The 25,189-nt window shown below is 57.1% G+C and carries 33 protein-coding genes; 1 reads left to right on the top strand and 32 read right to left on the bottom strand.

The features are described from left to right. Positions 1 to 2 precede the first annotated feature (2 nt). From OL236_RS03365 to OL236_RS03295, 15 genes are all read right to left on the bottom strand, one after another. Positions 3 to 143: a hypothetical protein gene (locus OL236_RS03365; RefSeq protein WP_265071320.1), complete on the bottom strand. Its 141-nt coding sequence runs from the start codon at positions 141 to 143 to the stop codon at positions 3 to 5. After that, positions 140 to 586, bottom strand: a complete 447-nt coding sequence (locus tag OL236_RS03360) for a holin family protein (RefSeq protein WP_265071319.1) — start codon at positions 584 to 586, stop codon at positions 140 to 142. The genes OL236_RS03365 and OL236_RS03360 overlap by 4 nt, the downstream gene beginning before the upstream one ends. Positions 587 to 660: 74 nt before the next feature. Beyond that, positions 661 to 813: a CD1375 family protein gene (locus OL236_RS03355; RefSeq protein ID WP_265071318.1), complete on the bottom strand. Its 153-nt coding sequence runs from the start codon at positions 811 to 813 to the stop codon at positions 661 to 663. Further along, positions 810 to 1,187, bottom strand: a complete 378-nt coding sequence (locus OL236_RS03350) for a hypothetical protein (RefSeq protein ID WP_265071317.1) — start codon at positions 1,185 to 1,187, stop codon at positions 810 to 812. The genes OL236_RS03355 and OL236_RS03350 overlap by 4 nt, the downstream gene beginning before the upstream one ends. A 12-nt stretch (positions 1,188 to 1,199) precedes the next feature. Further along, on the bottom strand, positions 1,200 to 1,730 hold the full coding sequence (locus OL236_RS03345; RefSeq protein ID WP_265071316.1) for a hypothetical protein: 531 nt from the start codon (positions 1,728 to 1,730) through the stop codon (positions 1,200 to 1,202). 17 nt (positions 1,731 to 1,747) lie between these two features. Next, positions 1,748 to 2,536: a phage tail protein gene (locus OL236_RS03340; protein WP_265071315.1), complete on the bottom strand. Its 789-nt coding sequence runs from the start codon at positions 2,534 to 2,536 to the stop codon at positions 1,748 to 1,750. Between the two features lie 2 nt (positions 2,537 to 2,538). After that, on the bottom strand, positions 2,539 to 3,276 hold the full coding sequence (locus tag OL236_RS03335; RefSeq protein WP_265071314.1) for a phage tail protein I: 738 nt from the start codon (positions 3,274 to 3,276) through the stop codon (positions 2,539 to 2,541). Continuing rightward, positions 3,269 to 4,387, bottom strand: a complete 1,119-nt coding sequence (locus OL236_RS03330) for a baseplate J/gp47 family protein (RefSeq protein ID WP_265071313.1) — start codon at positions 4,385 to 4,387, stop codon at positions 3,269 to 3,271. Before OL236_RS03330 ends, OL236_RS03335 begins: the two co-directional genes overlap by 8 nt. Before the next feature lie 21 nt (positions 4,388 to 4,408). Then, positions 4,409 to 4,750 (bottom strand): GPW/gp25 family protein, encoded by a 342-nt coding sequence (locus tag OL236_RS03325; protein WP_265071312.1) that lies wholly within the window; start codon positions 4,748 to 4,750, stop codon positions 4,409 to 4,411. Further along, entirely contained in the window at positions 4,722 to 5,198 is a 477-nt protein-coding gene (locus OL236_RS03320; RefSeq protein ID WP_265071311.1) for a phage tail protein, read from the bottom strand. The genes OL236_RS03325 and OL236_RS03320 overlap by 29 nt, the downstream gene beginning before the upstream one ends. A gap of 21 nt (positions 5,199 to 5,219) precedes the next feature. Continuing rightward, positions 5,220 to 5,510, bottom strand: coding sequence for a PAAR domain-containing protein (locus OL236_RS03315; protein WP_265071310.1), 291 nt, complete (start codon positions 5,508 to 5,510; stop codon positions 5,220 to 5,222). 12 nt (positions 5,511 to 5,522) lie between these two features. Then, on the bottom strand, positions 5,523 to 5,945 hold the full coding sequence (locus tag OL236_RS03310; protein WP_265071309.1) for a hypothetical protein: 423 nt from the start codon (positions 5,943 to 5,945) through the stop codon (positions 5,523 to 5,525). Beyond that, the gene (locus tag OL236_RS03305) at positions 5,935 to 7,065 is read right to left on the bottom strand and encodes a phage late control D family protein (RefSeq protein ID WP_265071308.1); all 1,131 of its coding nucleotides are present in this window, start codon (positions 7,063 to 7,065) and stop codon (positions 5,935 to 5,937) included. Before OL236_RS03305 ends, OL236_RS03310 begins: the two co-directional genes overlap by 11 nt. Positions 7,066 to 7,068: 3 nt before the next feature. Then, complete coding sequence (locus tag OL236_RS03300; protein ID WP_265071307.1) at positions 7,069 to 7,272, bottom strand: tail protein X; 204 nt, start codon at positions 7,270 to 7,272, stop codon at positions 7,069 to 7,071. After that, the gene (locus OL236_RS03295) at positions 7,265 to 11,068 is read right to left on the bottom strand and encodes a phage tail tape measure protein (protein ID WP_265071306.1); all 3,804 of its coding nucleotides are present in this window, start codon (positions 11,066 to 11,068) and stop codon (positions 7,265 to 7,267) included. The genes OL236_RS03300 and OL236_RS03295 overlap by 8 nt, the downstream gene beginning before the upstream one ends. Before the next feature lie 72 nt (positions 11,069 to 11,140). On the opposite strand from OL236_RS03295, the gene OL236_RS03290 reads away from it, so the two are divergent. Beyond that, on the top strand, positions 11,141 to 11,380 hold the full coding sequence (locus tag OL236_RS03290) for a hypothetical protein (protein WP_265071305.1): 240 nt from the start codon (positions 11,141 to 11,143) through the stop codon (positions 11,378 to 11,380). Positions 11,381 to 11,577: 197 nt separating this feature from the next. Here the strand turns inward: OL236_RS03290 and OL236_RS03285 are convergent, their stop codons facing one another. The 17 genes from OL236_RS03285 to OL236_RS03205 form a co-directional block, all read right to left on the bottom strand. Next, positions 11,578 to 11,943, bottom strand: coding sequence for a hypothetical protein (locus tag OL236_RS03285; protein ID WP_265071304.1), 366 nt, complete (start codon positions 11,941 to 11,943; stop codon positions 11,578 to 11,580). A gap of 14 nt (positions 11,944 to 11,957) precedes the next feature. Then, entirely contained in the window at positions 11,958 to 12,488 is a 531-nt protein-coding gene (locus tag OL236_RS03280) for a phage major tail tube protein (RefSeq protein WP_265071303.1), read from the bottom strand. A gap of 18 nt (positions 12,489 to 12,506) precedes the next feature. Then, positions 12,507 to 13,958, bottom strand: coding sequence for a phage tail sheath family protein (locus OL236_RS03275; RefSeq protein WP_265071302.1), 1,452 nt, complete (start codon positions 13,956 to 13,958; stop codon positions 12,507 to 12,509). Between the two features lie 2 nt (positions 13,959 to 13,960). Then, positions 13,961 to 14,377: a hypothetical protein gene (locus tag OL236_RS03270; RefSeq protein WP_265071301.1), complete on the bottom strand. Its 417-nt coding sequence runs from the start codon at positions 14,375 to 14,377 to the stop codon at positions 13,961 to 13,963. A gap of 10 nt (positions 14,378 to 14,387) precedes the next feature. Next, positions 14,388 to 14,867 (bottom strand): hypothetical protein, encoded by a 480-nt coding sequence (locus OL236_RS03265; RefSeq protein ID WP_265071300.1) that lies wholly within the window; start codon positions 14,865 to 14,867, stop codon positions 14,388 to 14,390. Between the two features lie 3 nt (positions 14,868 to 14,870). Continuing rightward, entirely contained in the window at positions 14,871 to 15,389 is a 519-nt protein-coding gene (locus OL236_RS03260) for a hypothetical protein (RefSeq protein ID WP_265071299.1), read from the bottom strand. A 5-nt stretch (positions 15,390 to 15,394) separates the two neighbouring features. Further along, positions 15,395 to 15,733 (bottom strand): hypothetical protein, encoded by a 339-nt coding sequence (locus OL236_RS03255; protein WP_265071298.1) that lies wholly within the window; start codon positions 15,731 to 15,733, stop codon positions 15,395 to 15,397. Continuing rightward, positions 15,733 to 16,059 (bottom strand): DUF2190 family protein, encoded by a 327-nt coding sequence (locus OL236_RS03250; RefSeq protein WP_265071297.1) that lies wholly within the window; start codon positions 16,057 to 16,059, stop codon positions 15,733 to 15,735. Before OL236_RS03250 ends, OL236_RS03255 begins: the two co-directional genes overlap by 1 nt. A gap of 14 nt (positions 16,060 to 16,073) precedes the next feature. Continuing rightward, positions 16,074 to 17,969 carry a prohead protease/major capsid protein fusion protein gene (locus OL236_RS03245; protein ID WP_265071296.1) on the bottom strand — a complete coding sequence of 632 codons (1,896 nt, stop codon included), beginning with the start codon at positions 17,967 to 17,969 and terminating at the stop codon, positions 16,074 to 16,076. Next, the gene (locus OL236_RS03240; protein ID WP_265071295.1) at positions 17,938 to 19,497 is read right to left on the bottom strand and encodes a phage portal protein; all 1,560 of its coding nucleotides are present in this window, start codon (positions 19,495 to 19,497) and stop codon (positions 17,938 to 17,940) included. Before OL236_RS03240 ends, OL236_RS03245 begins: the two co-directional genes overlap by 32 nt. Then, positions 19,494 to 19,697: a hypothetical protein gene (locus OL236_RS03235; RefSeq protein ID WP_265071294.1), complete on the bottom strand. Its 204-nt coding sequence runs from the start codon at positions 19,695 to 19,697 to the stop codon at positions 19,494 to 19,496. The genes OL236_RS03240 and OL236_RS03235 overlap by 4 nt, the downstream gene beginning before the upstream one ends. 22 nt (positions 19,698 to 19,719) lie before the next feature. Next, entirely contained in the window at positions 19,720 to 21,519 is a 1,800-nt protein-coding gene (locus OL236_RS03230) for a phage terminase large subunit family protein (protein WP_265071293.1), read from the bottom strand. After that, positions 21,503 to 21,991: a hypothetical protein gene (locus OL236_RS03225; RefSeq protein ID WP_265071292.1), complete on the bottom strand. Its 489-nt coding sequence runs from the start codon at positions 21,989 to 21,991 to the stop codon at positions 21,503 to 21,505. Before OL236_RS03225 ends, OL236_RS03230 begins: the two co-directional genes overlap by 17 nt. Positions 21,992 to 22,352: 361 nt before the next feature. Continuing rightward, a complete protein-coding gene (locus OL236_RS03220) occupies positions 22,353 to 22,811 on the bottom strand; it encodes a hypothetical protein (RefSeq protein WP_265071291.1) in 459 nt (152 codons plus the stop codon). Beyond that, a complete protein-coding gene (locus OL236_RS03215; RefSeq protein ID WP_265071290.1) occupies positions 22,808 to 23,041 on the bottom strand; it encodes a hypothetical protein in 234 nt (77 codons plus the stop codon). Before OL236_RS03215 ends, OL236_RS03220 begins: the two co-directional genes overlap by 4 nt. A 39-nt stretch (positions 23,042 to 23,080) precedes the next feature. Continuing rightward, complete coding sequence (locus OL236_RS03210) at positions 23,081 to 24,415, bottom strand: DNA cytosine methyltransferase (protein ID WP_265071289.1); 1,335 nt, start codon at positions 24,413 to 24,415, stop codon at positions 23,081 to 23,083. A 144-nt stretch (positions 24,416 to 24,559) separates the two neighbouring features. Then, positions 24,560 to 24,997: a hypothetical protein gene (locus OL236_RS03205; protein WP_265071288.1), complete on the bottom strand. Its 438-nt coding sequence runs from the start codon at positions 24,995 to 24,997 to the stop codon at positions 24,560 to 24,562. Positions 24,998 to 25,189: the final 192 nt, after the last annotated feature.

Raw genomic sequence — 25,189 nt, 5'->3', positions numbered from 1 at the left:
AATCATCCTTTCTTCAGCGGACGACACGCCCAAAGGGACGACTCCATCCGCTTGAGTTCGTCGCTATAAAATCCTACTCTCGTGGCGATGGCGAGAAACGCATAATAGCTTGTCCAAAGCTCCTGCCACTCCTCGCGCGTCATTTCTCGCGTCCTCCCTTCTCGCTCTTGAGCTGTTCGAGTGTCTTTTTCAGCTTCTCTGGCACTGGCACGCCCGCATTGGCGGCATTTTCCAAAATGCTCAGCCCCTCGTTGCCGAGGAAGAACCATACGGCGATGGTCTGCACGATGGTCTGCCCCGTCGCGTAATCCGCAAAATGCGCAAGGGACACGAGCAGCAGGATCATGATCTTCTTGCCAATGCCGCGAAACCCTCGACGGCTGTCCAGCATCATGTGCGGATTGATGTATGCCGCGAGCAAACCGGACAGGTAATCTAGTACCATGGCGCACAAGAGCGCTTCCAAAACACCGTTCCAGCCGAGCGCATACGACACGGCAGCCCCCACCACCGAGGCAATCGCCCCCCATTCAATCTGCACCTGTGTTGGGATAAGCTCACGCAGGAACACGATGACTTCATTCAATCTTTACCCTCTCCTCTCTGCAAATACAAGAGCCGCCGTATCACTACAGCGGCTCTTCTTGATCCTCACACGTCCTACGCGTGCTCGACGAGGTATGCGGCAACGTCGTCACGGTAGACCTCGGGTACGACCTTCTGCCCCTCCTGTTTGTCCTCTTCGGAGATTGCCCACGTTTTGCGCCGTACAAGGTAGGCGTAGATGGGAATCATATAAGCCCACTTCTTCATTTTCCTTCACCCCCCTTCGCTTCGAGCGCTGCGATGCGCTCTGCATACGTCGCAAGACGTTCCTCCTGCGCAGCCATGGCCTCGTAGACGGCGAGGCGTTCTTGGTCGACGGGCAGCTCTTGTGGCTCTTCCTCCACAGGCGGCGCGGGCGGCGCGGAGACAGGCTTTCCCGTCTTTGGGTCGCGGATGTAGCCCGTACCGTTGTCACCCATTCCGCGATTACCGATGTAGTGCTGGTAGTCCTCATCGGAGATGAGGATGTAGCCGTTATGGATGTATGTCTGCCGCTCTGCATCGGCCGTGTAGTGAATGCCAAAGAGCACTGTGGCAAGGCGTCTGCCTTGTGCGTCAAATTTGGCTAAAATCTCTGCCATTTGTCATCCTCCTCAGAGCCCAATAGATAAATAGGAAAATGCCCCAACGTCCGTCATCGAGCTTGTTATTCTACATTTCGTCAGGTCAGATTTTCCTTCATCAATTAAGAGATGTATGCTTTTATCTAATTCCGAAATACCATTTTCTCCAACGTTGAAAGAGGTATCTGCAACGATTGTCCTGCACGATTTTCGATAGGATATAGGATACACTACATCTTTATAAAATTTCCCAACATCCCACCCCAGCGTTCCCCACTGGATGGTCAGATTGCCGAAAAGATTTCCGAAGCAGACATAGCTCGCATTGTGACCGACCATCACTCTTATTCCAGACGCTTCAATGGTAGACTTCAATAACTTCTCAAAGCCTTGTTTCACCCACCCGACCGTTGCAGGCTGCGCATCATTCTCCGTCCCACCTCCGATTACTTCGAGCGCCTTGACTGCGACCTTTTCGGCGAATATCGCTCCCCAGCGCTTCTTTTCCGTCCCGATGCTGCCTTCCCCATTTGCACGCGGGACGTAGTTTCTTGTTGCCATGTGTCACCAATCCTTTCTTACATTGCCTTTGGCATGATATTTCCGTCCTCATCCAGCTCATAGTTGACGCTGTAGTGCGGCTCTGCCGTCGGCATGATGCCGCCGTCTGTGTCAATTTCAAACATGTCGCCATCGATGGTGTAGAGACGCTTAACTCGCCAGACGACTGTACCATCGGTGATGCTCTGCCCGAGATGCACGTCGCTCAGGTCCTGCAGTGTCGCCGCCGTCGTGCCCGCCTGCACGCACTCAAGGCGCAGGTCGTGCCGCGTGAGCTGCGTATCGTAGAGGATGTCGCCCATCTCGTAGCGCGTGCTGCGCTGTACGAGTCCTGCGCCATTCGCGAGCATGGAGGCGTTGACCAGCCCCGCAGGGTCGATGCGCACCTCGATATGCGTCGCATTGGAGACGACAATGTTCATTGCGTACGTCGCCGCTTGTTTCAAGGCGGCGGTCTTCGGCGGGATGCTCTCGGGATTCGGGTCGAGCGAGATCATGTAGAGGATTTCACCCTTGTCGGGGTCTTTGGCAAAAAGCCCCCACTCCCTTGCATAAAACGCCGCCGTGACGTTGGACGAGGAGATGACGCCCGTCACGGTGCACATGCCGTCTTTCGCGACGACGCTGCTGATGTCAAAAACGGCTTTCGGCCCGACGAGATCGGTCAGGGCGTCAATCGCGCCGATGTCCTCTGTGCCGTCGCCGAGCTTGATTTTCGTCAGTTCAAGCTTGCATTGTCCCGCCTCCACTTTGATTTGCAGGTCGCGCCCCGCTTTCGTGAGCTGCCCGCTTTGCCAGTTTGCCATGATTAACTCCTTTCTGTGACTTCATGTGCTTGATGGAGCGCCATCGCTGCCCCGATGACGACATGCGGCGACAATGCCGCATCCTGCACCGACATGGGATAGACTTCATATTCCGTGCATACGCTCGGCAATCCGCCCGCATGGAGGTTCGCTGTTGCATCTGCATCACGCGCTACAATCGGGTTAATTTCGTAGGTCGCGTGAAGTGTAGGGGCGGCGGCGTAGTGGATCGAATCCTGCAAGTCACGCCTATAGGTGATTTCATCCAGCCATGAGCGGATATTTTTAGAGGCGTTGATGACATTGAGCAAACGTGCCGTATTCTCTGCCGTTATCTGCGGCGCGGATAGAATGTCTATGCGGAAATGATAGGGCTCGCCGCCGTACTCAAACCATTCCGTAACGATGCCGCCCCTGAACACGGCTTGCACCATCTTCTCGACAGCGGCTTTCGTGCCCTTGAGACGATGCCATGCGATGGATTCGCGGACGAGCTGACGCTTCGTCTCAAGGCTCATGTTCGGTTCATAAAAATCAACGTGCCACTGCCAAGCCAAGAGGTCAATGACCGCTTCCTGCAGTTCGTCCAAGCGCGGCAGGAGCAGAGCTTCTTTCGTCGCTTCCGTGATTTTTTGCAGCTCCGCGTCGAGCGCCTGTGCTGCCGCCTTGATTTGCTCGTCTCTCAAGAGATTTTGCGGCAGGATGTCGAGGAGCGATGTGTGCCGTAGTTCCTTACTCATCCTCCAGCCCTCCGAACGACGCTTTGACGCTCTCGGCGACGGCAACTTGCTTCTTGTTCATGGCAGTAAATGCAGGCTGCTTGATTTCTGCCCGCTTCACGCCTGCCGCCCGCAGACGGTAGTAGAGCTCCGTCGGGTTGACGTCCCTGCCCAAACGCTCTTTTTGCCATGCGATAAATTCCTGCACGGCGCTTTCAGCGCGCGCCTGAATCTGCGCCGCCTCGGTCGCGTCGCGGCGGTCGATGTAGTAAAGGACATCGACATCATACTTGACGCTTTCGGGCGCTTTGACGCTCACTTTGTCCGTCAACGGGCGTATGCTGCGATCGTTGAGCTTCTTGTCAACAAGCGTAAGGATTTCGTTACCCGGAATCACGCCGCCCTTCAGAAGCGGATAGACGATGACCTCGCCGGGTGCGGGGCTGTCGACGCTGACATCCACAATGAGCGCGGAAGCTGCCTTGGCATGATATTCGTAGGCGAGCGCGGGTCCTGCCGTCGAGAACTTTTCCGGCGCTTCTTGGATGCGTTCGCGATATGCTTCGTCGCTTTCCGTATCCGCGCCGCCCTCGCTCTTCGTCACGTTTTCTGCCGCCGCCCAGAAGGGTACAGGGTCGACGATCTTGTTGATCTCGCCCGGCAGGTAGCCGTTTCCCTTTTCGCCTTCTTCCGTGCAGGTCGCCGCCGCCCTGACAGCGAGGCTTCCTGCGGGAATGATGGCAGCTTCGTCGAGTGCGAAATAGATATTGTCGCCTGCCGTGATCCGTGCGCCTTTCGGGAGAATCACCGCCTGATCGCGCACCGCCGACAGCGTGAGCTTCATCGTCGCTTTGGCAGGACTCGCAGGCAGACGATTCGCGCCGACGAGGATGCCGATATGGTCAAGATAGTCGCCTTTGGTATACGCCAAAAGGTTCATTTTCGCCATTTGGTCAAACAAAAGGCGCTGCTGAATGAGCAGCGCTTCAACACTCAAGAGGAACAGTCGCAGCGGATCGGCTCGCGCGAGTTTCCGCTTCAAGAGGCCTTCGACCGTCGTCAAGATGTGGATTTCCATTTCCTGCGGATCGGCGTCAACGAATGTCAGTTTTGCCAAGTCCTTGATTTTCATTTCGCTTCACCTCCCAAGATTTTATGCGCGAACGCTCACCTTCACGATCGGCGTCAGCCGCCCGCTTTCCGCGCCTTCAAACTCGATGGATTCAACGATCGCCCTCGGCTCATAGCGGCGCACGGCACGAAATATCTCGCTGCTCAGCCTCGCCTTAGCAAGATTGATGGGGCGGTCGATCACTGTACCGTCAATACCAAAATCGCGATCCATCGGCACGGAAAACTTCATCGTCGCAAGGAGCGTACGGACGTTCTGAATAACCTCCTCGACGACAGTAGCGGGCGCGAAGTCTACTTCTGCCCCAACGCTCCCCTTGATCAGATAGACCATATCAGCCGCCTCCTGCCGTGCCGTTCTCATCGTCCGCCTTCTTGCCGTACTTGCTTTCCAGACTCGTTTCCTCGACCTCGTTTCTGTCGTTGTATTCCGTGAGCGCGATGTCCGCGCGGCATTGGATGAGCTTGCCGTCGGTCGCCCAATAATGCTCCGTCTCCTTGATGCTGTCCATGCGCCAATAGCTCTGCGTGACGGGCTTGCCGCCGAGGATGAGCGGGAAAACCGCGCCCGTGTCGCGCATGGTACGGAGCTTCTTGAGCTGCTCTTGCACGTCGATGCCGTGCCCCACGTCGAGGATGATGCTGAACGAGAGCTTTTCCAGTCCGGGGCCGCCGTATTGACTGACGGGCTTTCGCATGAGCAGTTCATGCTCTGCCCATCTCCCCGTGCTCTCGCGCTCGTATTTTGTCGGCGTGAGCAAGCGACTTTCCGACGAGACAAAGACAATATCGCCCATATAGCCGACTTCCACGGCTTATCCCCCTTCCGTTTATCAGCCGCCAATAAACACGTCCGCGCTTCCTACGGCGACGCTGCCGCCGCAGGAAACGGGATCACCGATGCGCCCCGCCTGCCGTCCATTGATCCATACGGTCGCACTCCCTGCGGCGATCTTGCCGCTGTGCGGCGCGTGCACAGGACAGCCGTGCGGCGGGTAGGTGTCACCGACGCGACCTGCGCCCCTGCCGTTGATGAATACGTCGCCGCTGTGCGAGGCTAGACCTCGCGGCGGACAGGCGTCATGCCCTGTGTCATTGTCATGATGTCGTGTTGCCGCAGGCATCTTCAATCCTCCTCAGTTCAAATCAATGCGCGGCGCCGTAATCTTGAGCGATTTCGACGCATGAATTTCCATCGCGCCGTTGTTGTTCACGATGTAGCTGCCATCCTTGTAGCGGATGCTCCGGACGCTCGTATCGTGCTCCTTCGGCGGGTCGGCCGTGCTGTAAAACGCGCCGATGACAAAGCCCGCGCCGGGGCCTTTGCCCGAGGCGTTCGGCAGAAGGATGCAAAGCACCTGTTCGTCTATGTCGGGCATCCAGTAATCCTTTGTTTCCTTCGTACAGCGGCTCATCACGGCAAGCTCAGCTGTTGTGCGGTCGTCCTTGTCGGGACGGCGTACGATGACCGTTCCCGGTGTCTTGCCGTACGCCGATACCTGCCCGATAAAGATGCACTCGGAGAGTGCCGCGCTGCCCGCATTTCTTTCAGTAGCCATCCAGACACCTCCTGATATCGACCGTCGTCGTGTAACTCGTCGTGACGCTGTGCTCCACCTTCGTCATAAGATACTTGCCGTCGAATTTGCCGAAGTTCTTGAGCTGCAGAACCGTCCCCGCCGCAAAGTTCGTGTTGCCGAGCGTGGAGAAGCTGCCTGTGACGGCTTCCTTGTTCGCATCGCGCAGTTTCTTCTTCGCGAGACGTTCGGCTTCTGCCGTATCCTCGACCTGTTCGCGCACATAGAGGACGCGCCCCTTCTCCCGGTCGGGTGCGGCAAACTCCCCTTCGATGACTTCCTTTTCCTCGCCTTTTTGGTATTTCACATGACATTTCCAGTAAGTGTCGCGCGTCTTGGAGCGCAGACCGTAGCCCGTGAGCCAGCGCAGCGGCATCGTATTCTCATCCAGTTCAGCTTTTATGCCCGGCTTATACACCGTGATGATGGGCGCCTGCGCCTCGTACTTCGCATCGTCAAAAATGACGATCTGCTCCGCCATGATCTTGAGACTCATGCCGTGGTCTTTGCAGATTTTCAGGAGAAAGGCTAAGTCCGACTCATCTGCCTGCTCCACATGGTCGAGGTTCGGATTTTCGTCGCAATCCCAGAGAAGCGAGAGTCCGTTGCGCTCGCAAATATCGGCGGCGCATTTCCAGACAGATATTTCTTCCCATGTCTGATTTTTCTTCGTGCCGCGAAGCGACGAATCGCCGAGGACGGAAACCGCCTTGATCTGTACAGTGGACGGATAGCCAGTGATTTCCACCTCGTCGATTTCGAACTTGCCGACATGAAAGACCGTCTCGCCGTCCTGCAAGCTGATGCGGTTGTAGGTGTGGATCGTGATGTCGAGCATGTTGCCTTCGCCCTCGGGAAACCAGTCTTCCGTCCAGAGCTGCGCCCTGTCTTCGAGGTTGAGCGTCACATCGTCTGCCGCATCCGAGAGGTTGTCCGTGTAGGACATGGAAATGAGATATTTGCTGACATCTTCGGAGATGTCCGTTTCCTCGTCCTCTCCCGCAGGCGTGTACTTGATTTCCAGCCAGGCGCGGCGCGACAGCTCCGCTTTCTCCGGCAGTTCCTTGAGCCAATCGTCGAGCGGGTTTTTATACTCTGCCATAAGCTATCTCCTCCATGGTGGCAGAATCTTCGATGCTTGAGGTTCAAGTGAAGGGCAGACGATCTTGACACCCGAAGAAAAGACGGCGATATGGGCAAGGTCGTCGTTCGCCTCGATAAGCTTCGCCATGCAGGCTTCCTTGCCGTAGACCTTGTAGGCAATCATGTCCCATGTGTCGCCCTGAATCGTCGTATAGATACTAGGCAAAAGACGTCCTCCTCTCCTTTATTTTCTGCTCGCGCAGGACTTGCAGGACGAGGGCTTTCATCTCGTCCTTGCCCTGACGCAAGATATCTTGAATCTGATGCACGACTTCGCTCCCTGCACCACCCTGAACGGTGATCGTCGGTTTGTACTCGATCTTGACGTCGCTTGCCTCGCGGTACGGTTCACGCGCAACGGGCGCGGCTGCCACTTGCGCTTCTGTCGGCGGCGCGGCGAGCTCTGCTGTGGTGTTGATGTCGGGTGGCAGGATACCCGGCATGTTCTTCGGCAGTACGCCCAGCATCTCGCCTGCCTGCCGCCAGAGCGATATGGCGCGGCTTGAACCGTCTAAAGGAATCGCCGCCTCTGCGCTGTCCTCGGCGAACGTCGTGAGAAACGCGCCCTTGCGGTAGATGCCGCCTGTAGCGTTTGCGGCGATACTCGCGCCGCCGCTCGTGGTCACGTTGACATTCAATCCCGCGTTGAACTGTGACGAGATGCGCCCCCATGCGCTCGACAGCTTGTTTTCCACGGTGGAAGCCATCTGCTCCGCCCATGTGGCAATGGCTTGATGTGCTCTCTGTCCCCAGTCGTTCGCTCCCTGCACGAAGGCGTTGCCGCCCGGCTGGCATTTCGTAGCGAGCTGTGAGAACTCCTGCACCATGCCGTCCGTTCCCTGCTGTGCCATCGGCGGAAGCTGCTGAAAGGTCGCTTGCGTCTGTGCAGGAATCTGCTGCATGTTCGTGTTGATGGCCTGCGCCGCCGCTGCGGACTGCTCGCCCATGTCGGAGAACGCCGCTCCCGCCTGCGCCGGGACTTGCCCGACGACAGTCTGAAGCTGCTTCATGTAGTCTGTCGTCGCTTGCGTGTCCTGTCCCGTCTGCTGGACGTTGGCAGAAAGCTCCTGCGCATGCGTCGCCGCCTCGGCGGTCGCCTGCGAGGTCTGCTGTGCAGCTGCAGCGGTCTGCATCATGCCTTCGTCGGGCAGGTAGTCCGCATTGATCTGCGGCAGTGCGTTCCTACCCGCCGCGACAACGTCTTGGCTTGCCTTTGCCTGCTCCGCCTGCTTCTGCACTTCGGCAGATTTCCCCATGAGCGTATCGAAAACGTCGCTGATACTGCCGGCAATCGTTTTGAGCGTCCCGATCGTCGCCCCTAGAGTGCCCTCGACGACCTGCCCAGCGCCTTTCCACGCCCTGTCCCAATCGCCCGTAAACAATCCGACGACGATGTTGACTACACCGCCGATCACTTGCGCCAGCGATGTGACCAAGTTTATCATCACAGAAATGGAATTGCCGATGATACCCACGGCAACATCGAAAACCGCTCCCAGCACAAAGCCTAAATTGTTGAAAATCGCTCCAATAAGCTCGGAGGATTGTAGGCTCTGTCCCGTGATGCTGTTCCATACCTCGGTTATTTTATTCAGGGCTTCGGCGAATTTCGCCTGAATGGTTGCCACCCATGCGCTCACTGTGCCGGAGATGTGGTTGAACGTAATGGATGCCGTCGCTTTCAAGCTGTCGATGTTGGCAACTGCCAAAGCGATGATGCCGATTAGGGCGACGATGGCGACAACAACAAGCCCTACGGGGTTTGCCGCCATCGCCGCATTAAGCGCCCACTGTGCCGCCGTCCACAAGCCCGTAGCCGTGGCGGCGCCCCGCTGTACGGCTGCCGTCGCCACTGCGGTTGCGGCGGCAGTTCTCTGTGCGGCGATTGAGGCTGCCGTAGAGACTACAGCAGCTCTTTGCGCGGCCGCCCACGCCATGAATGCCGTTTGTGCGCCCAGCACTGCGCCTTTGACCATGGCCGCTGTGGATGTAAGAAGGCTCCACGCCGCTGTCGCGACATTGATCGTGAGCGCTGTCATGACGACGGTCGCAAGCGCCGCCGCCAAAATGCCGAGCATCTGGATAAGTCTTGGGTGTTCGGCTGCGGCTTGGGAGAGCACGCCCGCCCACTTTGCCACAGCATCAGCCGCGTTCGCAAGCATAGGAAGGAATACGCTGCCAATACTGATCGCGGCAGATTCCACAGCGGATTTCAGTCTCGTCAGTGCGCCCTTTGCCGTATTCTGCATGATTTGCGCCATTCTTGCGGCTTCCCCGTCGGAGTTTTCAAGCGCCTTGACAAACGCATTGAAGTCTTCCGGCGAAGATTGCAGGACGGCAAGCCAGCCGCTGACGGCAGTCGTACCAAAAATAGCGCCAAGAGCTGCCATTTTCTGTTCCTGCCCCATGCCTGCGGTCTTTTCTTTCAGCTCCGTGAGGATTTTCCCCATTTTCCCGGGACCGTCCGCGAATTTCTCCATATCAATGCCGAGAGCTTTCATTCCTTCGGCGGCTTCTCTTTGCTCCGTATAGAGCGAGTCAAGGTCTACGCCGAGCGCGTTCAGCTCTTTCGACGCTTTCTTTGGCGGCCCTGCCAAGCGTAGGAATCCCGCTCGCAAGGATGTTCCCGCTTGGCTCGCCTTGATGCCGCTGTTCGCCATCAATCCCGCAAGGGCAGCGGTTTCTTCCAACGATGCGCCAAAAAGATGCGCCACAGGCGCGGCGTATTTCATCGTTTCGCCCAACATCTCAACATTCGTATTCGTGTTGGTGATGGTGTAGGCAAAAACGTCTGCCATGTGCCCCGCTTTATCTGCGCTCATGCCGAAAGCGGTCAAGTCGTCGGAGATAATGTCCGCCGTCCTTGCCAGATCTGTTCCGCCTGCGGCGGCCAAGTCCAAAAGCCCCGGCAAGCCGCTGATGATCTGCTCAGATTTCCACCCCGCCATGCCTAAATAGCTCATTGCTTCAGCGGCCTGCGATGCGGAGAATTGTGTTTTTTCTCCCATGGCTCTGGCCGTGGCTGTGAGATTTTGCATCTCAACGTCGCTCGATCTCGTAATGGCCTTAACTTTTGCCATGGCCTGCTCGAAATTGGCGGCAGTTTCTATTGCTCCCGTCAGCGGCGAGACTGCCGTCTGCACCGCGCCCAATCCGGCTTGCCAGTTTGCTGTCGCATTGAAAAGGTTTTGCTGAGCGTGACGATGGTTTTCTCGTTGAGCCGTTTGGCGATCTCTTTGCGCCGCAAGCCTTTCCTGCTCACGCGCCGCCTGCCGTAATGCTTGTGTCGTGCGCTGGATTTCGCTGCGCAAGCGTATTTCATTCTGCGAGAGATTCTGCGTCGAGTAGCCGGCATTTGCAAGGCTCGCCCGCATGGCTTGAAGCGCGGCTCTCTGCTCGCTCAGCATTCCCTTCATGCCTGCTGCATTGCGCTTCGCCGCCTCGAAACTTGCACCGAGCGCCCTTGTCTGCGTTTGGCTCTCCTTATACGCCACCGTCAGTTCCTTGACTGCCGCCCGCGCGGCGCGGTATTCTGCCGCCGGCACTTTCCCCTTCATCTGCTGCATGGCGTTCTTCGCCTGCTCCAACTGCGCTTTGAGCTGCGCCGTACTTGCCTGCGACTTGCGGAACTCCGCTGCAAGCGCGGCGGTCTTCGCCTTCGCCTGGTCAAAGCTCGCGCCCATAGCGCCTACGGAGCGCTTGAGGTCGGCAAAGGCGCGGAAGTCCGACTGCACCTTATTCAAGGAACCGAGCTGTGCGAGGAGCTGCCGCTGATTTTGCGAGAAACCGCCGAGGGACTGTCCGCCGACGGCTTTCTGCGCGTCGCGCATGGCGCGGCTCGTATCGCCGAGCCTGCGCTGCAAGTTTCCCGCCTCCGTGAGCGCCTTCTGCATGGACGCCGTATACGAGGCATCGAGCTTGCCCTTGATGGCGATTGCCAGTTCCATCAGTCTTCCCGCCATTGTCTGATTCACCTCGCTTATGATATAATAAAGAAAAAAGAATGGTGTATGCGTACGAAGGAGGCGAGTGTCATGCCAATCTGGGTGTTTGCGGCAACAAATCGAGATCCCTGGCAGGCATGTCACTGGGGTGCTACGAGACACCCGCACTACCATGACTGCGAAAACTGCGATCATGCGCGTTATGGCAGCTGCGACATCGGCAGATTGTACGTTGAGCGCAAACAACTCGAAGAGCTCAAAGCGAAAGCGCAGGAGCTTATTGACTCCCTGACGCCCTATCCGTCGCTCGACCCCAAGCGCCTTCCCTAGCCGCCCTTAACGGGCGGTTTTTCTTTGCCTTCAGCCGTGCTTTTTCGCCGCACGTTTCTGCGCTGCGATTTCTCTGTCCATCTCATCGTTCATGACCTTCACCCATTCATAGAAATCGCCAATCGGCAGATCAAGGAAGTAGCCGATTGGCGATTTGCTGTATTTGGCAAGGCGAAGCGCGGAAAGCCTGAGTCGGCTTATCTCTCCGCACCGCTTAAAAAACGCGACACCTTCAATGTGACCGCCATGAAGTCCAAGCCGGGAAGATTGATGATCTCATCGTACTTGACGCCTGCCGCCGCTGCCGCGACGTGTGCCTGAAATGCCATGGAGAGCTGCGGCACGACGATGGAGTTGTCCACCTCTTTCGCCTTCTTCTCACACTTCAAAAGAGTGCTTCCCTTGATTTTTGCAAAGTCGAAGATCAGCTCGTCTTTGCCGCGCAGGGGCTTCGACAAATGCACGATGCTGCTTTCATCAACGACTTCCGCTTCCGCCTTTACGACCTCGACGGTGTTCTCTGCCGCCGAGGTTTCGTCCATTTTCTTTTCTTCCGTTGCCATTTTTATGCCTCCATTCAGTTCATGCCGATGTTCTTCCTGACCTGTGCCAAGAAGTCCACGCCGTTCACGATCGCCTTGTAGTTGTACTTGTCGATTTCGACGATGGTCTTGCCCTCGTACTCGACCTTGTAGTAATGCACTTCAATCGTGTTGGAGCTATCCGTCGTATTGCCCGTCTCCAACGTACCGGGCGCGTAGGACTTAGCCCTGCCGCGCGCGACGATGCGCAGGCAGTCGTCGTCATACTCGTTCTTGCCGCCGTCCATGTTCTGGATGTTCGCCCAGATTTCGAGGTTGACAGGCTTGCCGCCCGACATTTGAAGCGCCGTGACGTGCGGCGTGCGCCAGTTGATCTTCAGCTCCAGCGACTGGAAATGCCCCTTCACGGGCGCGTCGATCTCGCCCGCAAGCCCGACGCCCGTGATGGACGTCGTCATAGACGACAGCTCAGGCAGATCAATATTGGCGACGCCGATCATCGTGTCGGCGCCTTCCCAGTATACCTTTGCATCTGTCACCATTTCGGGGACTTTGTTTACTGCCATGGTTTAGCCTCCTCTCTCTTACGCAAAGAGCGTCTTGAAGTTGTTGACGTCGTACTCAAGGATGTCCTCAATCTCCTGCGCGGGGACGGGCGGCGTGATGTAGCTGTGGATACGGAAAATGCCCTGCAGGAGATCAGTCAGCGGGTTCTCGCTTTCAAGGAATTGGACGCTCGCCCCCAAGAGGAATCCACGCGCCACCAGCCCGTTCAGCCGCACGGATTCGCTGTCGACAACCGTGCGCACGAGACGCTGCGTGAGCGGCCTGTCCACCTTCTGCCAATACGTCAGAATGAACGTCTGGTACTGCCAATCAAACATGCGACGCACGCTGATGAAGCAGTCTTTCGTGTCGGTGACAGACGGGTATGCGCCCGTATAGTTGCCCCAGCTCTTCCAACCGCCGCTGAAGTTCAGCCCCGTCATGACGCCCTGACTGTTGAGCATGTTCGCCTGCTCAAAACTGATGCTGACTTCCGTGCCATCTTTGAGGCACAGCCCCGTCGCCTGCAAAGAGAGATTCGACGGGCTTTCATACGGTACGTCGTCGTTCGCAGCATCCATGACGCCGATGACGCCGAGGATATGCGTGGACATGCGGAAAACGTAATCGCCGTTCTTGACGCACGGCCAGCATACGACCTGATTGACGCCCGTATAGTTGTTCTTGTTCTTCCATGCGTTGACATCGGCGTAGCTCTTGACTTCGCCCGTGTCCACGTCCGTGAGGACGATGCAGCGGAAAAGCCCGCAGAGCGTCAGCGCCTTCGCCTTGAGGACGGCGGCGACCGTCGGATCATCCGTCCAGCCGGGAGCGGCAAGGATGCCGGGCACAAGGGAAAAGAGCGTGTAGATGGAGCTTGCCCATTCCGAGCCTTTGATCTCTCCGCTTGTCGACACGCCGCCGATGATGTCGTCCTTCTTGACCTTCGTGGCATCCACACGGTCATACTCCGTGAAGATTTCCGTTTTGCCGAAGAGTGCGCCGCCCTCGATCAGCGTGATGATGAGCCGCCCGTCGTCGTCGTAGGCCGCCGCATAGTCCGTATCGAGCTTGGCGGGATCGGAAAGAGCCGTCGCCTTGACCTTGAGCGTAGGGATGAGCACGGTATCTTCGATGACGACTTCATGCGCCCCGTTCACCTTGCGCCCTTCCGTGTCCTTCTTGCTCTCCTTGTGCTTCTTCGGGTCGAGCACATTGATGAAGATGATCGGCTTGACAGCGTACAGCTTGAACTCTGCGTACATGACCTCGGAGAGCGTGAAGCTGTCCCAGTCTGCGCTGTAGCCGAACGCACGCACCGCCTCTGCCCAGTCGTAGCAGATCACGGGCTTGTTGACATTCTTCTGCGGGTCTTTCGTGAGATGTACGGGCGCCGTGCCCCATACAACGGGAAGTCCCGCCGTGGTATTGACTGGCGGGATGATAGATGTCGGGATTTCCCTGACTTTTGCGCCATGAAAATACGCCATAATTATTCTGCCTCCTTCGATTTCATTTCTTCACTTGCGCGTTTGTAACACGTATTGCGCAAGGAGCCTGTGCGGGCGATTTCCGCGCGTGTCTCGTCCAGCCGCTCAGGCGCGACGAACAGATGCTTGAGCGTCGGATGCCCGCGATATTCTGCGGGAACGCCGTCGGAAAAGACGGCGAAGGTGTGAAGCATCGTGCCGCGCACGGACGGTCCCACATAGATGACCTTTTCCGCAAGATTCGCCGACTCTTTCGGTGCGTCTGCTGTTTCGCCTTTTGGCGAGAGATTCACCGACTCTTTTGCCGCCTCCGTATTCGGAACGGAAGAATCAACGTCCGCCGCTTCTTCGGGCGTTTCTACATTTTCAGCGACAAGCGTGTTCTCCTGCTCGTCGTCCGTTTTCCATGCTTTTGCCATAATGCACCTCCTAGATGGTTCTCCCGGCAAGCGGGCTGCGGCTCGGCTGCTCAAGATAAACAGCGAAATCTAGCCGCCCCTGCCAAAACGGATATGGCTGTTCGTCGGGAATGTATGTCTCCATCGTCTCGCTGTCCCTGAGATTGATTTCAAACCGTTTTCGAATCGGATTGTTCGTGAGCAGATGGAAGCGGATGAATTGCAGGACGTGATAGAGGGATTCGCTGCCGAATTTCATGTCATCGTCATACGTGACAGCGTAAACCGCCATCTTCGTGACGGTTTCCTCCGCGTTATCCTCAATCAGCAGTGGACGGACAACGACGGCAGGGCATTGCGTCCTCATCTTCTTCGGGTTGTCCTCGCGCGGCAGAAAGCCCGCATAGACGTTGTATTCTGCGCCTGTGTCCGGCTCTTTCTCACCATATTCGCGAAACTTCTCTTTGAGAAAATCTGCAATCTCTTTCGCGCATTGCATCGGTGTTTCCATGCGTCACCCTCCTATGATGCGTCCGACTTCATGGCGCAGCCGTTCCTCGTACTTCTTCATAGCTTCCTTCGCCATTTCCTCGCGCACCGCCGCATTGCCGAAGAGCTGCGGCACGGCGGGGCTTGTGATCCCTTTGATGGGGAATCTTGCCGCGCCTTTTCGTCGCATGAACTTGTCGCCGTAGGAAAAAGAGCGTGGCACGATGTCCCCCGAGCCTTTCTTGACAGAAACAAAAATGCCTTTCTTTCGCTTCGCCGCCTTGTAATTCTTGGCGCTGAGCCGATACCCGACGACGCGCAGAACGGCGCCCTTCGGTATGCGCTTGATGCTGATAGAACTCTTGATCGCGGCGGGCTTGACGGTGTAGATTTGCCGCACGCTTTTCTTGCCAACGGTTCTTGCGCTTGACGCTGCCCGTGCCGCCGCGTTGCCCATAGCAGCGTGCAGCTTGTCTCCGCGCATGGAAGAGAGACTTGTTTCGATGTTGTTGATGCTCTCGCGCGACATGCCGATTTCAACCAAAGTCCTCACCCCCATCCGCTGATATTGGCTCGGAGGCAGATGCTCAGCATCCCCATGTTCTCCGCGCACGAATGCACATAATGAATTTCGCCGTCGAGCTTGAACACTTCGCCCTCTACGGGCATTTCGCCGAGGTCGGCTTTCTTGACGTGCACGACGTTCGTTGCGCCACGCACGACGTCATAGCCTTCGTACTTCTCACTCTGCTGGAATCCTTCCCGCGCCGTCATGCCCTCCACGACGCAGACGCACTCCGTTCCGTTGAGATCATGACGTTCACCAAACTCCGCGGGATTCAGGAACACGGCGGAAATATCCGCCGCGACCATCTCCTTGAAGCCCATCAGCCGATGCGGACGAGCGCCGTCGTGTCCGCCTGTGCCTTCGGCGCAATCAGATGGCCCGCGCGCACCGTAGACGCCCCCGACGCGCCGACAATGACGTTCTGCGTCTTATCCCAGTAGACTTCCGCACCAACGTCAATCTTGCCTGTTGCTGCGGGAAAGCGAAACGCCCCCACGAGCGTGACCGCGCCTGTCTCGTCCTTCGGAATCTCGGCGAGAGCGACGCCGATGCGTGCGGCGAGCGGCACGACCTCCATGTAGGCGATATTTGCCGCCGCCGTGTAGTCGATGTTGTCGCCGCGCTGGATGTATTCTGCTTTTGCCATGATTCAGATCCTCCTTACTTGCCCGTGCTCTTCTGAATGCCGCGGTAATCGAGCAGATTGACGCCGACATCCATGTAGATGCGCCACTTGATACCGAGCGTGTCGAACTGCTCCGCGCGCTCCATAACGGGCGTCAGATTGCCGTTGAGGCTCGTCACCTCGATCGTCGGCGCGACGCCTGCGGCTGCAGCGAGGTAGAACGCCTTTGCATCCTCAAGCTCCGGCTCCGATACGACCGTCATCTTGTTGGCAAAAGGGTTCGGTGTCGCGTTCGCCTTGGTCGGGTCAACCATCGAACTAATGAGCTGCGCGGCCGTGACCTCAAGCTCCACAGGGCAAATCAGAAATGCCGGCTGGATGTTCAGATACTCCAAGCCCGCGATGTTCTTCTGCTTCGCCATCGCTGCCTTCATCTTCGCCAGGCCATCGATTGTGATGTTCTCTGCGTGCAGATTCTTGCGATCGGCATGGAATAACTCCTTGCCCTCGACCTTCGGGTTGTCCTGCAACGTCTTGTAGACCATCTTGTTAATCATACGTCGCGCCGCTGCGCCATAGATCGCCGGGAGCTGCTGCAGTGCGCCCAGGTCATCGTTGATGATTGCCTGACGCGTGATAGAGAACATGCGCCCGTAGGTCGCGATGCTCGTCTTTGCCATGCTCTCAGATACGCCGCTCGCCTTGAACTCGCCGCTCTCATTGAGCTTTTCGAGCGTATCCGCCTCACTCAAGCGGTAGCGCGTCGCGTCCTTGAAGTCGGAATTGCTCCCATGCGCGACCCAAAGCTGATACGTCGTCGGCGCGGTCTGGTACGCCTGTGCCATACTCTTATGTGCGACGTTAGAGAGGATGCCGGGGAACGCTCCCGTACCCGTCAGCGCCTCACGCACAATCGTTTCATCGTCCATCGTGCGCGTGCTCTTGCCCATCTCGCGCTCGACACACTCCGCCGCGAGACGCAGCATGCGCTTCCCGCGATACTCGTCCGCACCTGCCGCCTTCTTCTCGACCTCCAGTCCTGCCCGCAGTGCGAGACCGTCCGTCGCGGCAGCGCGGAACTTATCCATTTCGTCCACCTGCACCGTGACCGCCTGCGCCTTACGCTCCTCGGCGAGCTGCGTCAGGATTGCTGCGCGAACGCCTTCGACGCTCATGCCGTCAGCAATAAACTTCGCATCGTCAACGCCGAACTGACGGCACATCGTGCCGATCTCGCGCACGCGCTGACGCTCCTCAGCCACCGCCTCCTGGCGCATTGCCTCCGCATCGGGAGCGGCAGAGCTTTCCGTTGTCGTCGGCAACGGCACAGCCGGCGCCTGCTCCCTTTCAACGATATCCTTTTCCTTTTCGTCCATGGTTCCATCTCCATTCTCTACAAAACTTCTTCCTACGCCAACGGTCGCATCGGCCGGTACCGACACAATCGACAGCTCGTAGGGCATCCACCGCGTCGCGACCTCACACGGACCCGTAAAGCGTCCGTTCGTGCTTGTCGCTCCCGCCTTGACCTCTTCCCACACATCGACCGAGTAGCCGACCGATACGCCCTTGAGCGTACCGCTGCGGACTTTTTGATAGACGCGCTCGCTCTCTTCGTCCTCGTCAAACTGGATGACGGCACGCAGCCTGTGTGTCACCTCATCCAAACGGACAGAGAGCACGCGCCCGATCACACAGTCACGTTTATGATTGAAAAGCACCACGCCGATCTCCTGCAGGCGGCTGAGATCAACCGCCTCCGCATCGTGCGAGAGGATTTCATTGCCGAACCAACGGCGGCACGGCTCTTCACTCGACAGCGAAAGCTCCGCTTGGCGGCTGTCCTCTCCTTCCGTTCGGCAAATGATCGCTTCCTCGTACATCGAGCGCCGCTGCGGCTCATTCTTGTTTCTCGTCTTTGTCTTCGCCATCTGCATCCTCCTTCTCGTCCTCGTCGTCGTTGGCGTCTGCACTTCCGCCCGCGCCCTCGACGTGATTGCTCTGCGCCGCCTGCACCGTGATCGGCGTGTGTACGGAGAGCGTCAGCCCCATCGCCTCGGCGGTCTCCTTTTCGAGCGCCATCTGCTCCAACTGCTCGCGCCAGTCATAGCCACGCTCTGCGCACCACTGCGAGAGCGTCTTGCCGCCGTTCTGTATGGCGGCGATATCCGCCTGAACTTCCTTCTGCGGATCAATCCATGACCAGCCCGGTGTTACCCATTCGACCGATTGATACGCCTCGCGGCGCTCAAAATAATCGGGAATGTCGAGACTGCCGGACAATACGCATAAATCCATCCATTCGCGATAAATCGGTGCACAAAGGTGTGATGCCATGAACACCTGCATCGGCTCGAAGGTCTTGCGGTCTTCGAGCATCCCCTGCCGGGCACTCGAAAAGCTCGATGTATTGAAGTCGCGACTCATCAGCTCATACGACAGGCCGAGCCCTGCACCCGCAAGCCGCTCCTGTATCGCCACATAATCCCGCGCATTGGCAAGACCGCGCGACGGATTCGCCGTCTCGACGCTTTCCCCGGGCGCAAGATACTTGATCATACCCGGGCGGATCGCGCTCAGCTTCTTCCCCTCAGAGTCTTTCCTACCATTGCCTATGCGCCCGGGCATCGTCCCCGGTGCGCCCGTCTGCGTCGTAATGAACACCGAGAAGCACGCCGCGATCCTCGCAGTCAGCGTCTCGGCGTCAAGGTAATCCTGCGTATCCTTGAGCCGCTTGATGATGGGCGCAAGGTCAGAAATGCCGCGGATCTGGTCGGGCTGCGCACGCGTCCAAAGGTGAATGATCTGCTCGGCGGGAATGCGATCGGGATTGTATTCAATGTACCCGTCGGGGCTTTTGCGATCGATCCAGTAGGCAAGCGGCCGCAAGTGGTCGTTGAGCTCGATGCCCGAGCGGATGATGTTGCTCGTTTTGGGGGCGTACATCATGAAACTACTGAGGAGGTCGGCCTTGATGACCTGGAGTTTCAGTGGATGCCTGCCCTTGCGCGCGACCACCTTCTTGACGAGGATTTCCCCATCGACAATTTTGCGCCGAAGGAGCATCGCCTGCAGTTCCTCAAATGTTTGCTGTCCCGTGATGTCGCAGTTCTCTGCCGCCGTCCACTCGCGCCAAAGCGACTCAATGCGGCGGTTCAGCTCTTCGTTCCCCGTACGCGCCTGCGGCTTGATACCTGTTCCAACAACATTGCGCACGATACCGCCGACAGCTGCGCCCGCGATGTCGCTGTTGCGCTCCAAGTATCGCGCCCGCGCCTTGATGAGATCGCGCTGCGGTTTGTCCGCATTTTCTGTGTCCTCATTGACAGGCACCCAGCCGTCGTTAAAACGCGTCACCTCGCCCGCCTCATAGGCACGCAGGCTTTCAGCGTAAAAGGCGCGTTTGCACGCCCACTGCGGCGAGATTGCCGCGATTGCTTTTTCCAAAAGCCCGATCATAAGCGCCCCATCTGAGCAAATCGCAAATCGCCGCCATCGCGCCGCGCAATTTCCGCCTTGAGCGCATTTTCACGCGCATACAACGTCGCGAGATTCGCTTTTACAAGGCGCCGATTTGCGATACTGTACTCCTGCGCCCCACCCTCAACCGCTCGAATCGCCTCCTGCACATGAGCAAGCTGTGTTTCCAACGTGTCCAAATGGTTTCACCTCCTCTCAGCCTTAAAGCCAATTCTCTCCAGCGCCAATCCAATCGTCTTTCTCCCCGTTCGTTTCCTCTTGCGGCTCATCTTCCTGCTCCATTAAGTAGCGCACGCCCATGATCTCCGCCGCAAGCGTGTTGTTCGTCTCGCAGTCGAGCAGATGGTTCGCTGCATGACTGCTGATCTTCTTCCAGACCACAGAGACGCGCCCCTTCTTATCACGCTGTTCGACGCGCTGCTCTGCGCAAATCTGGTCGGCGTACTCGCGTTCGATATCGCGGCAGACGTTCCAGCTTCCGCGCGCTCCCGCGTCAATCATCATGCGCGAGGCAATGAAATCCTTCATCTGGTTCGGATCCATGATATAGAGCCGCAAACCGAATCCCGCCGCTCGCTTGTCGAGGATGGTCACGTTATAGCGAGATTTCAGGGGAAAGCTGGAGCCTTTCGTCGGCACGAGGACGTCCATGTGCTGCGCGCAGAAGTTATACACGTCATCTGTGTTGTATCCCGAGTCAATGCAGGCGAGATTGACGCTGCGGATGACGCCGTTTGTGTCCGCATAGTTGCGGTTGATGACCGTCTCGATGTCTGCCCACGTCTCCACACGCCCCCAATCGACAAGCCATGACGTCAAGTGTGGCCCCCAAGCCCGCACGGCATACCAGAAATGGTCAAGCTGCACGTCGATTCCACATGTCAGGAGCTGCGCCGCCTCCGGCATCTGCCCGCGTTCATACGGCAGCGCCTTTTCCATGACAACATCGGATTTCATTTTGCCGCTCTTGCCTTCCCATGGCTCGGCAAGCCAGGAGTTGATAAAGTTCATGAGTTCTTCGGGGAAATCTTTCGCCCCAAGAAATTTGGCCGCCACGTCGCCGAATGTCACCCACGGCGAATAAATCGAATTGAGATGATACGCGACGCTCTGCACTTTGCCACTACCCTTATTGATGCGCCGCCACTCTCCTTGACGAAGCATCTGCATCTTATGGCGATCGTCAATATGCTCCTTACAACGCACGCATTCATAGTAGGTCGCATAGCGCGCCATTTCTGCCGTAGCGCCCTCCGGCCATTTGAGCTGCCTGAAAACGAACTCCTGATAAGCGCCACAGTGCGGGCAGGGGACAAAATAGCGATATTGTGCGCCGGCATTCTCCCAGCTCTGCCAGATGTTTCCCGTCTTGAGCGTCGGAGAGGACACTTTAACGATTTTCTTGTTCCAAAAGGTCTTCGTGCGCTCCTCTGCAAGAGCGATCGGACTCGCTTCATTTCCCGACCAGCGCGGGAATTTGTCGATCTCATCGAAGAACACATACCGGGCAGGGCGGCTCGCGAGGTTCGACGGGCTGTTCGCCCCGACGAGCGCGATATACATCTGCTCGAATCGAAGTTCCAGCCGCTCACTCCCCTGCTTGTCCCAACGCGTGCGCAACGGATCGGACAGCTCAAGCATGGGCTGCAGTCGGTTCACGCTCGTAAACTCGGCGAGTTTGTCCGTCGGGTAAACGATGAGCATCGGTCCCGGGTCTTGTGCGATGGCAAAGCCGATCATGTTCTGCTCCATGACAGTCTTGCCGAGCTGCGTCCCGGCGACGAATGTGATGTCTTTTACAGCGCGGTCGTTGAAAGCATCCATCGGCTCCTTGAGATACGGCGTCCGATCCGTGCGCCACAACCCCGGCGCAGCGCTGTCTTTCTCGGAGAGGATGCGATACTTGTCCGCCCACTCCGAAACGGTCAGGCGCTCCGGCGGGCGAAAAGCGTCAAAGGCTTTCCGGATGTATTCGGGAAACGCCTTATTTCTTTCTGCCATACACGCCTCCTTCTGCAAGCTGTTCCAAAGCTTCGCGGATACAGTCCTCGATAACGCCGTTTGCCAATGCGGCGACCTCGGGATCCAGCCCATTTACCTCCACCGCAACCTTATGCCCGATGGCAAGCAGCTTGTTCTTGAGCGACGTAAAAAGCCGTGCAAGGTCGCGCGACGTCTGCTCAATCGAGATGTACTTCCCTTCCTGCACGGCGAGGCGGATAGCTTCCTGCTGCTTCTTGATTTCTTTCAGGTCTGCTTCGGCTTTCAGTTTGCGGATTACAGCCGACTCTTCGCCTGGTCTCGAATCCGTCTTGAATCGCCATTCCATGACCGCCTTGATATTCCATTTTCCTCGCCCCTCTTTCGGAGCGCCATGGTTCGCCCAATCCGTCATGGTGTCGCGATGGACGCCGAAGAATTCTGCTGCATCCTGCGTACTGTAAATAAATTTGTCAGGATTCTCTTTCGCCACACGCTCACCTCATTTTGACCACTCCTCCATTTAACGGGTTGACGGATACTTTTTTTCATTTTCATCGGGACACTTTTCGGGACTCGCAGACCCGTGTAGCCCGTGAACCCTTGTAGTACCTGCATCCCCGGGGGTATCTTTCCACAAAAAAAACTAGACTGGAGACCAGCCCCAAGGCGGTTCATTTGCTTTTTACGCTTTTCCTACGACTCCCTGTCTTGTGTTTCTTCTTCGGACGCACTGGCGTACTACACTGCTTCTGCGCCCTGCGACAAAGCAGATAGTCTCTCAACGTCATGCGCCTCACCTCTGCATATAAAAAGGGCGCCGCTCCTGCAGCACCCTCGATTCTCAGCTTATACTATATCACAGGTCGCATGTGTCTTTCTATGTCTTTCTGTGTCTTTGTCGTGGCGAATGCCGCCAGCGCCAGCCCGTGCAGCTTCAGCGTATATCGGTAATCGTACCCCATCCCCGCTGCAATCCACTCCCAGGACTGCCCCTGCAAATACCGACGCACCAGCACATCACGGTATCGCCCGTCCTCGATCTGCTCAATCCGTGCCTTAGCATCCTCGCGCAACGCGATCAGCTTGTCCCACTGCTTGGCGATGCGCTCCGCATATCCCTCCAACGCCGCAATCGCGTCCGACAAGTCTCCGATGCGCGAGTTACTGACCTTGTCCTTGTCGTACTCCATCGCCTTGAGATGCAGAATATCTGACTTGGCTTGTTCGTACTCCTCTTCCAGACGTTTCAGTTCGCGCTCCGCATCACGCACCCGCCAGAGATACGCCTTCGCCTGTTTCGTGTCGTTCAAGCTTCCGCCTCCTTGTCCAGCTGTTCCAGCAGCAATCTCCCATCCAGTTTTGTCAGATTTCCGAAATACGCCGACAGGAAAAACCGTCTCACCTCTCTGCACGTTGCAAGCGCATCTCTACTCGTCGGAAATCCCCGCAGTCTCTTCTTTGCGGCTCGGTAGTCACTGACTGCCAACAAAATGATGGCGTTCGCTAGATTTTCATAGGATTTCGCATTCGCCTCGCTCATCTTCCTCCTCCTCCTCCTCACACATCCGCCTCATCCAGTCTATGCACTCACGCACTCGCTCTTATTGCACATCTCCGGCAGATTAGCTCGTACAAGCGCCTCGGCAAAGGGCGGCGGGACTGCATTGCCGCACCTTGCGACTTGCGCCGATTTTGGATAACTCTTGCCATCTGCATCGCGGTCGATGATGTAGTCCGGCGGAAATCCCTGCGCATTAAATAACTCGCGCGGCGTGAGCATCCGCATACCGATATCCACGATCTGATACATCTCTCCGCGCACAACGACAAGTCCGAAATGGTCTTTTGCAGTGATTGTATGCAGCGGATCTGTAAGAGACTGCCCTTCGCCTTGACCGTAATATTTGACCAAGAATGCCTCAACAAGCGCATTATGATCTATGCTGGTCACTGTCGGCAGAGGCACCGTTACATCAGCCCCGGCGCTTTGGTAGCCTCCTGCAAAATACTTGCTGATAAATGCCGTCACCAGCCCGTAACGATTGGACGCATCTGCCGTCATAAGCGGACGGTCAATCGCCTGCCCTCGCACCTCCTTGCCTGATTGCTCGCCGTGATATTGTATGAGCAGCGGTGCCAGCCTCTTGTCCACGATGTACGGTTCTGGATTGTCGAGGACAAACTTTTTTAGCCCGCGTGCAATGCGCCTCATCGTGTTGCCACAAAGCGGCCTTTTGCGGGTAAAGATACTCGGGCACGGGATAGACCAGTCAATGATTTCCGCCGCCGTCCGCCATGGCCGTAATGCCCCGCCCGTCACAAACAGTGTAGACGGATCCCCATGCGTCGGCTCCGGCCATCTTATCGCCCGCCCATCGCATCGAGCAATAAGGAAAAACCTCTTGCGTATCGTCGGCGCTCCATAGTCGCAAGCTCTAAGCTCCCGCCAGTCCACCTGATACCCGTATCGTTTGAGCGCATGGACAAACCGCCGAAACGTCTGCCCCTTGCGCGATGGGTCAGGGCGATTATCAACGAGCGGGCCCCATGTCGTAAACTCCTCGACGTTTTCCAGGATGATGATGCGCGGCCGCACCAATTTCGCCCATCGGATTGCCACCCACGCAAGCCCCCGGATGGCTTTCTCGACAGGCTTGCCGCCCTTCGCCTTACTAAAGTGCTTGCAGTCCGGCGAGAACCACGCCAATCCTACAGGACGGCCACCGCACGCCTCGACCGGATCAACATCCCAGACATTCTCACAGTAATGTTTTGACGCAGGATGATTGGCTCTGTGCATTGCGATCGCGGCAGGGTCGTGGTTGATGGCAATATCGACGTTCCGCCCCGTCGCAAGCTCAATACCTGTCGACGCACCACCACCTCCAGCAAAATTATCTACGATCAGCTCCATCGCGCACCTCCCGCTTCTGCCTCTCGCGGCGCTCTACCTCGCGCCCTAATGCAATCAATCGCTTTTGCGCCATACGCTCCATAAGCCGGCGCATAAACCTCCTGCTCCTCTGTCCTCCGTGTCGCATCTGTTCATCCTCCTCACTTATGCATCACTGCCATACGCCAACATCTGCAAGAGCTGTATGAGCTGCTGCGCGTATGGCTCTAAGCATCGTTTTTCCTCCTCGTATGCCGCCTGATTCAGCCATCCGTTCGCGCTGTCTCCTGTGATGAGCGGACGCAGCACATACCCCCATCGCTGATGACGTACGAGCTGCGTGCCGAGTCCGCGCATGTAGTAGAGCCGCACATAAAATTCCTTGTCCATTTCCCGCGCCTTGGTCAGCGCCACGACCCAGAGCGCCGAATCCTGCGGACTCATCACGACATAAGGATCAACACATGCATATTCCGTCGCCTGCTGCTCCTTCGGACTCAGCGCCTCATACGCACGTCGCTCGACGCGCTCAACCATGGACGCAACAGACGCATACGGCTTCGTTTCCTCCGTCTTGCGCTGCACGTGCTCAAAATATCCCATATCAACGCCTCCAAATTTACAAGAGTTCCCAAAAAAGCGTACAGTTCCCGCGACGGTACCGCGATTTTTGACACTTGCGGGAACTGCTTGAGCCTTAGAGCCGCAAGGGTTTGAGGGCAATAGTTCCCACAGTTCCCACAAAATTTGACATATATATATAAATTTTTATACCCCCCCTTATACCCTATATAT

Origin of the sequence: Selenomonas sputigena (assembly GCF_026015965.1) — a bacterium.
Lineage (GTDB): Bacteria > Bacillota > Negativicutes > Selenomonadales > Selenomonadaceae > Selenomonas.
This window is presented reverse-complemented; position numbering and strand designations above follow the sequence as displayed.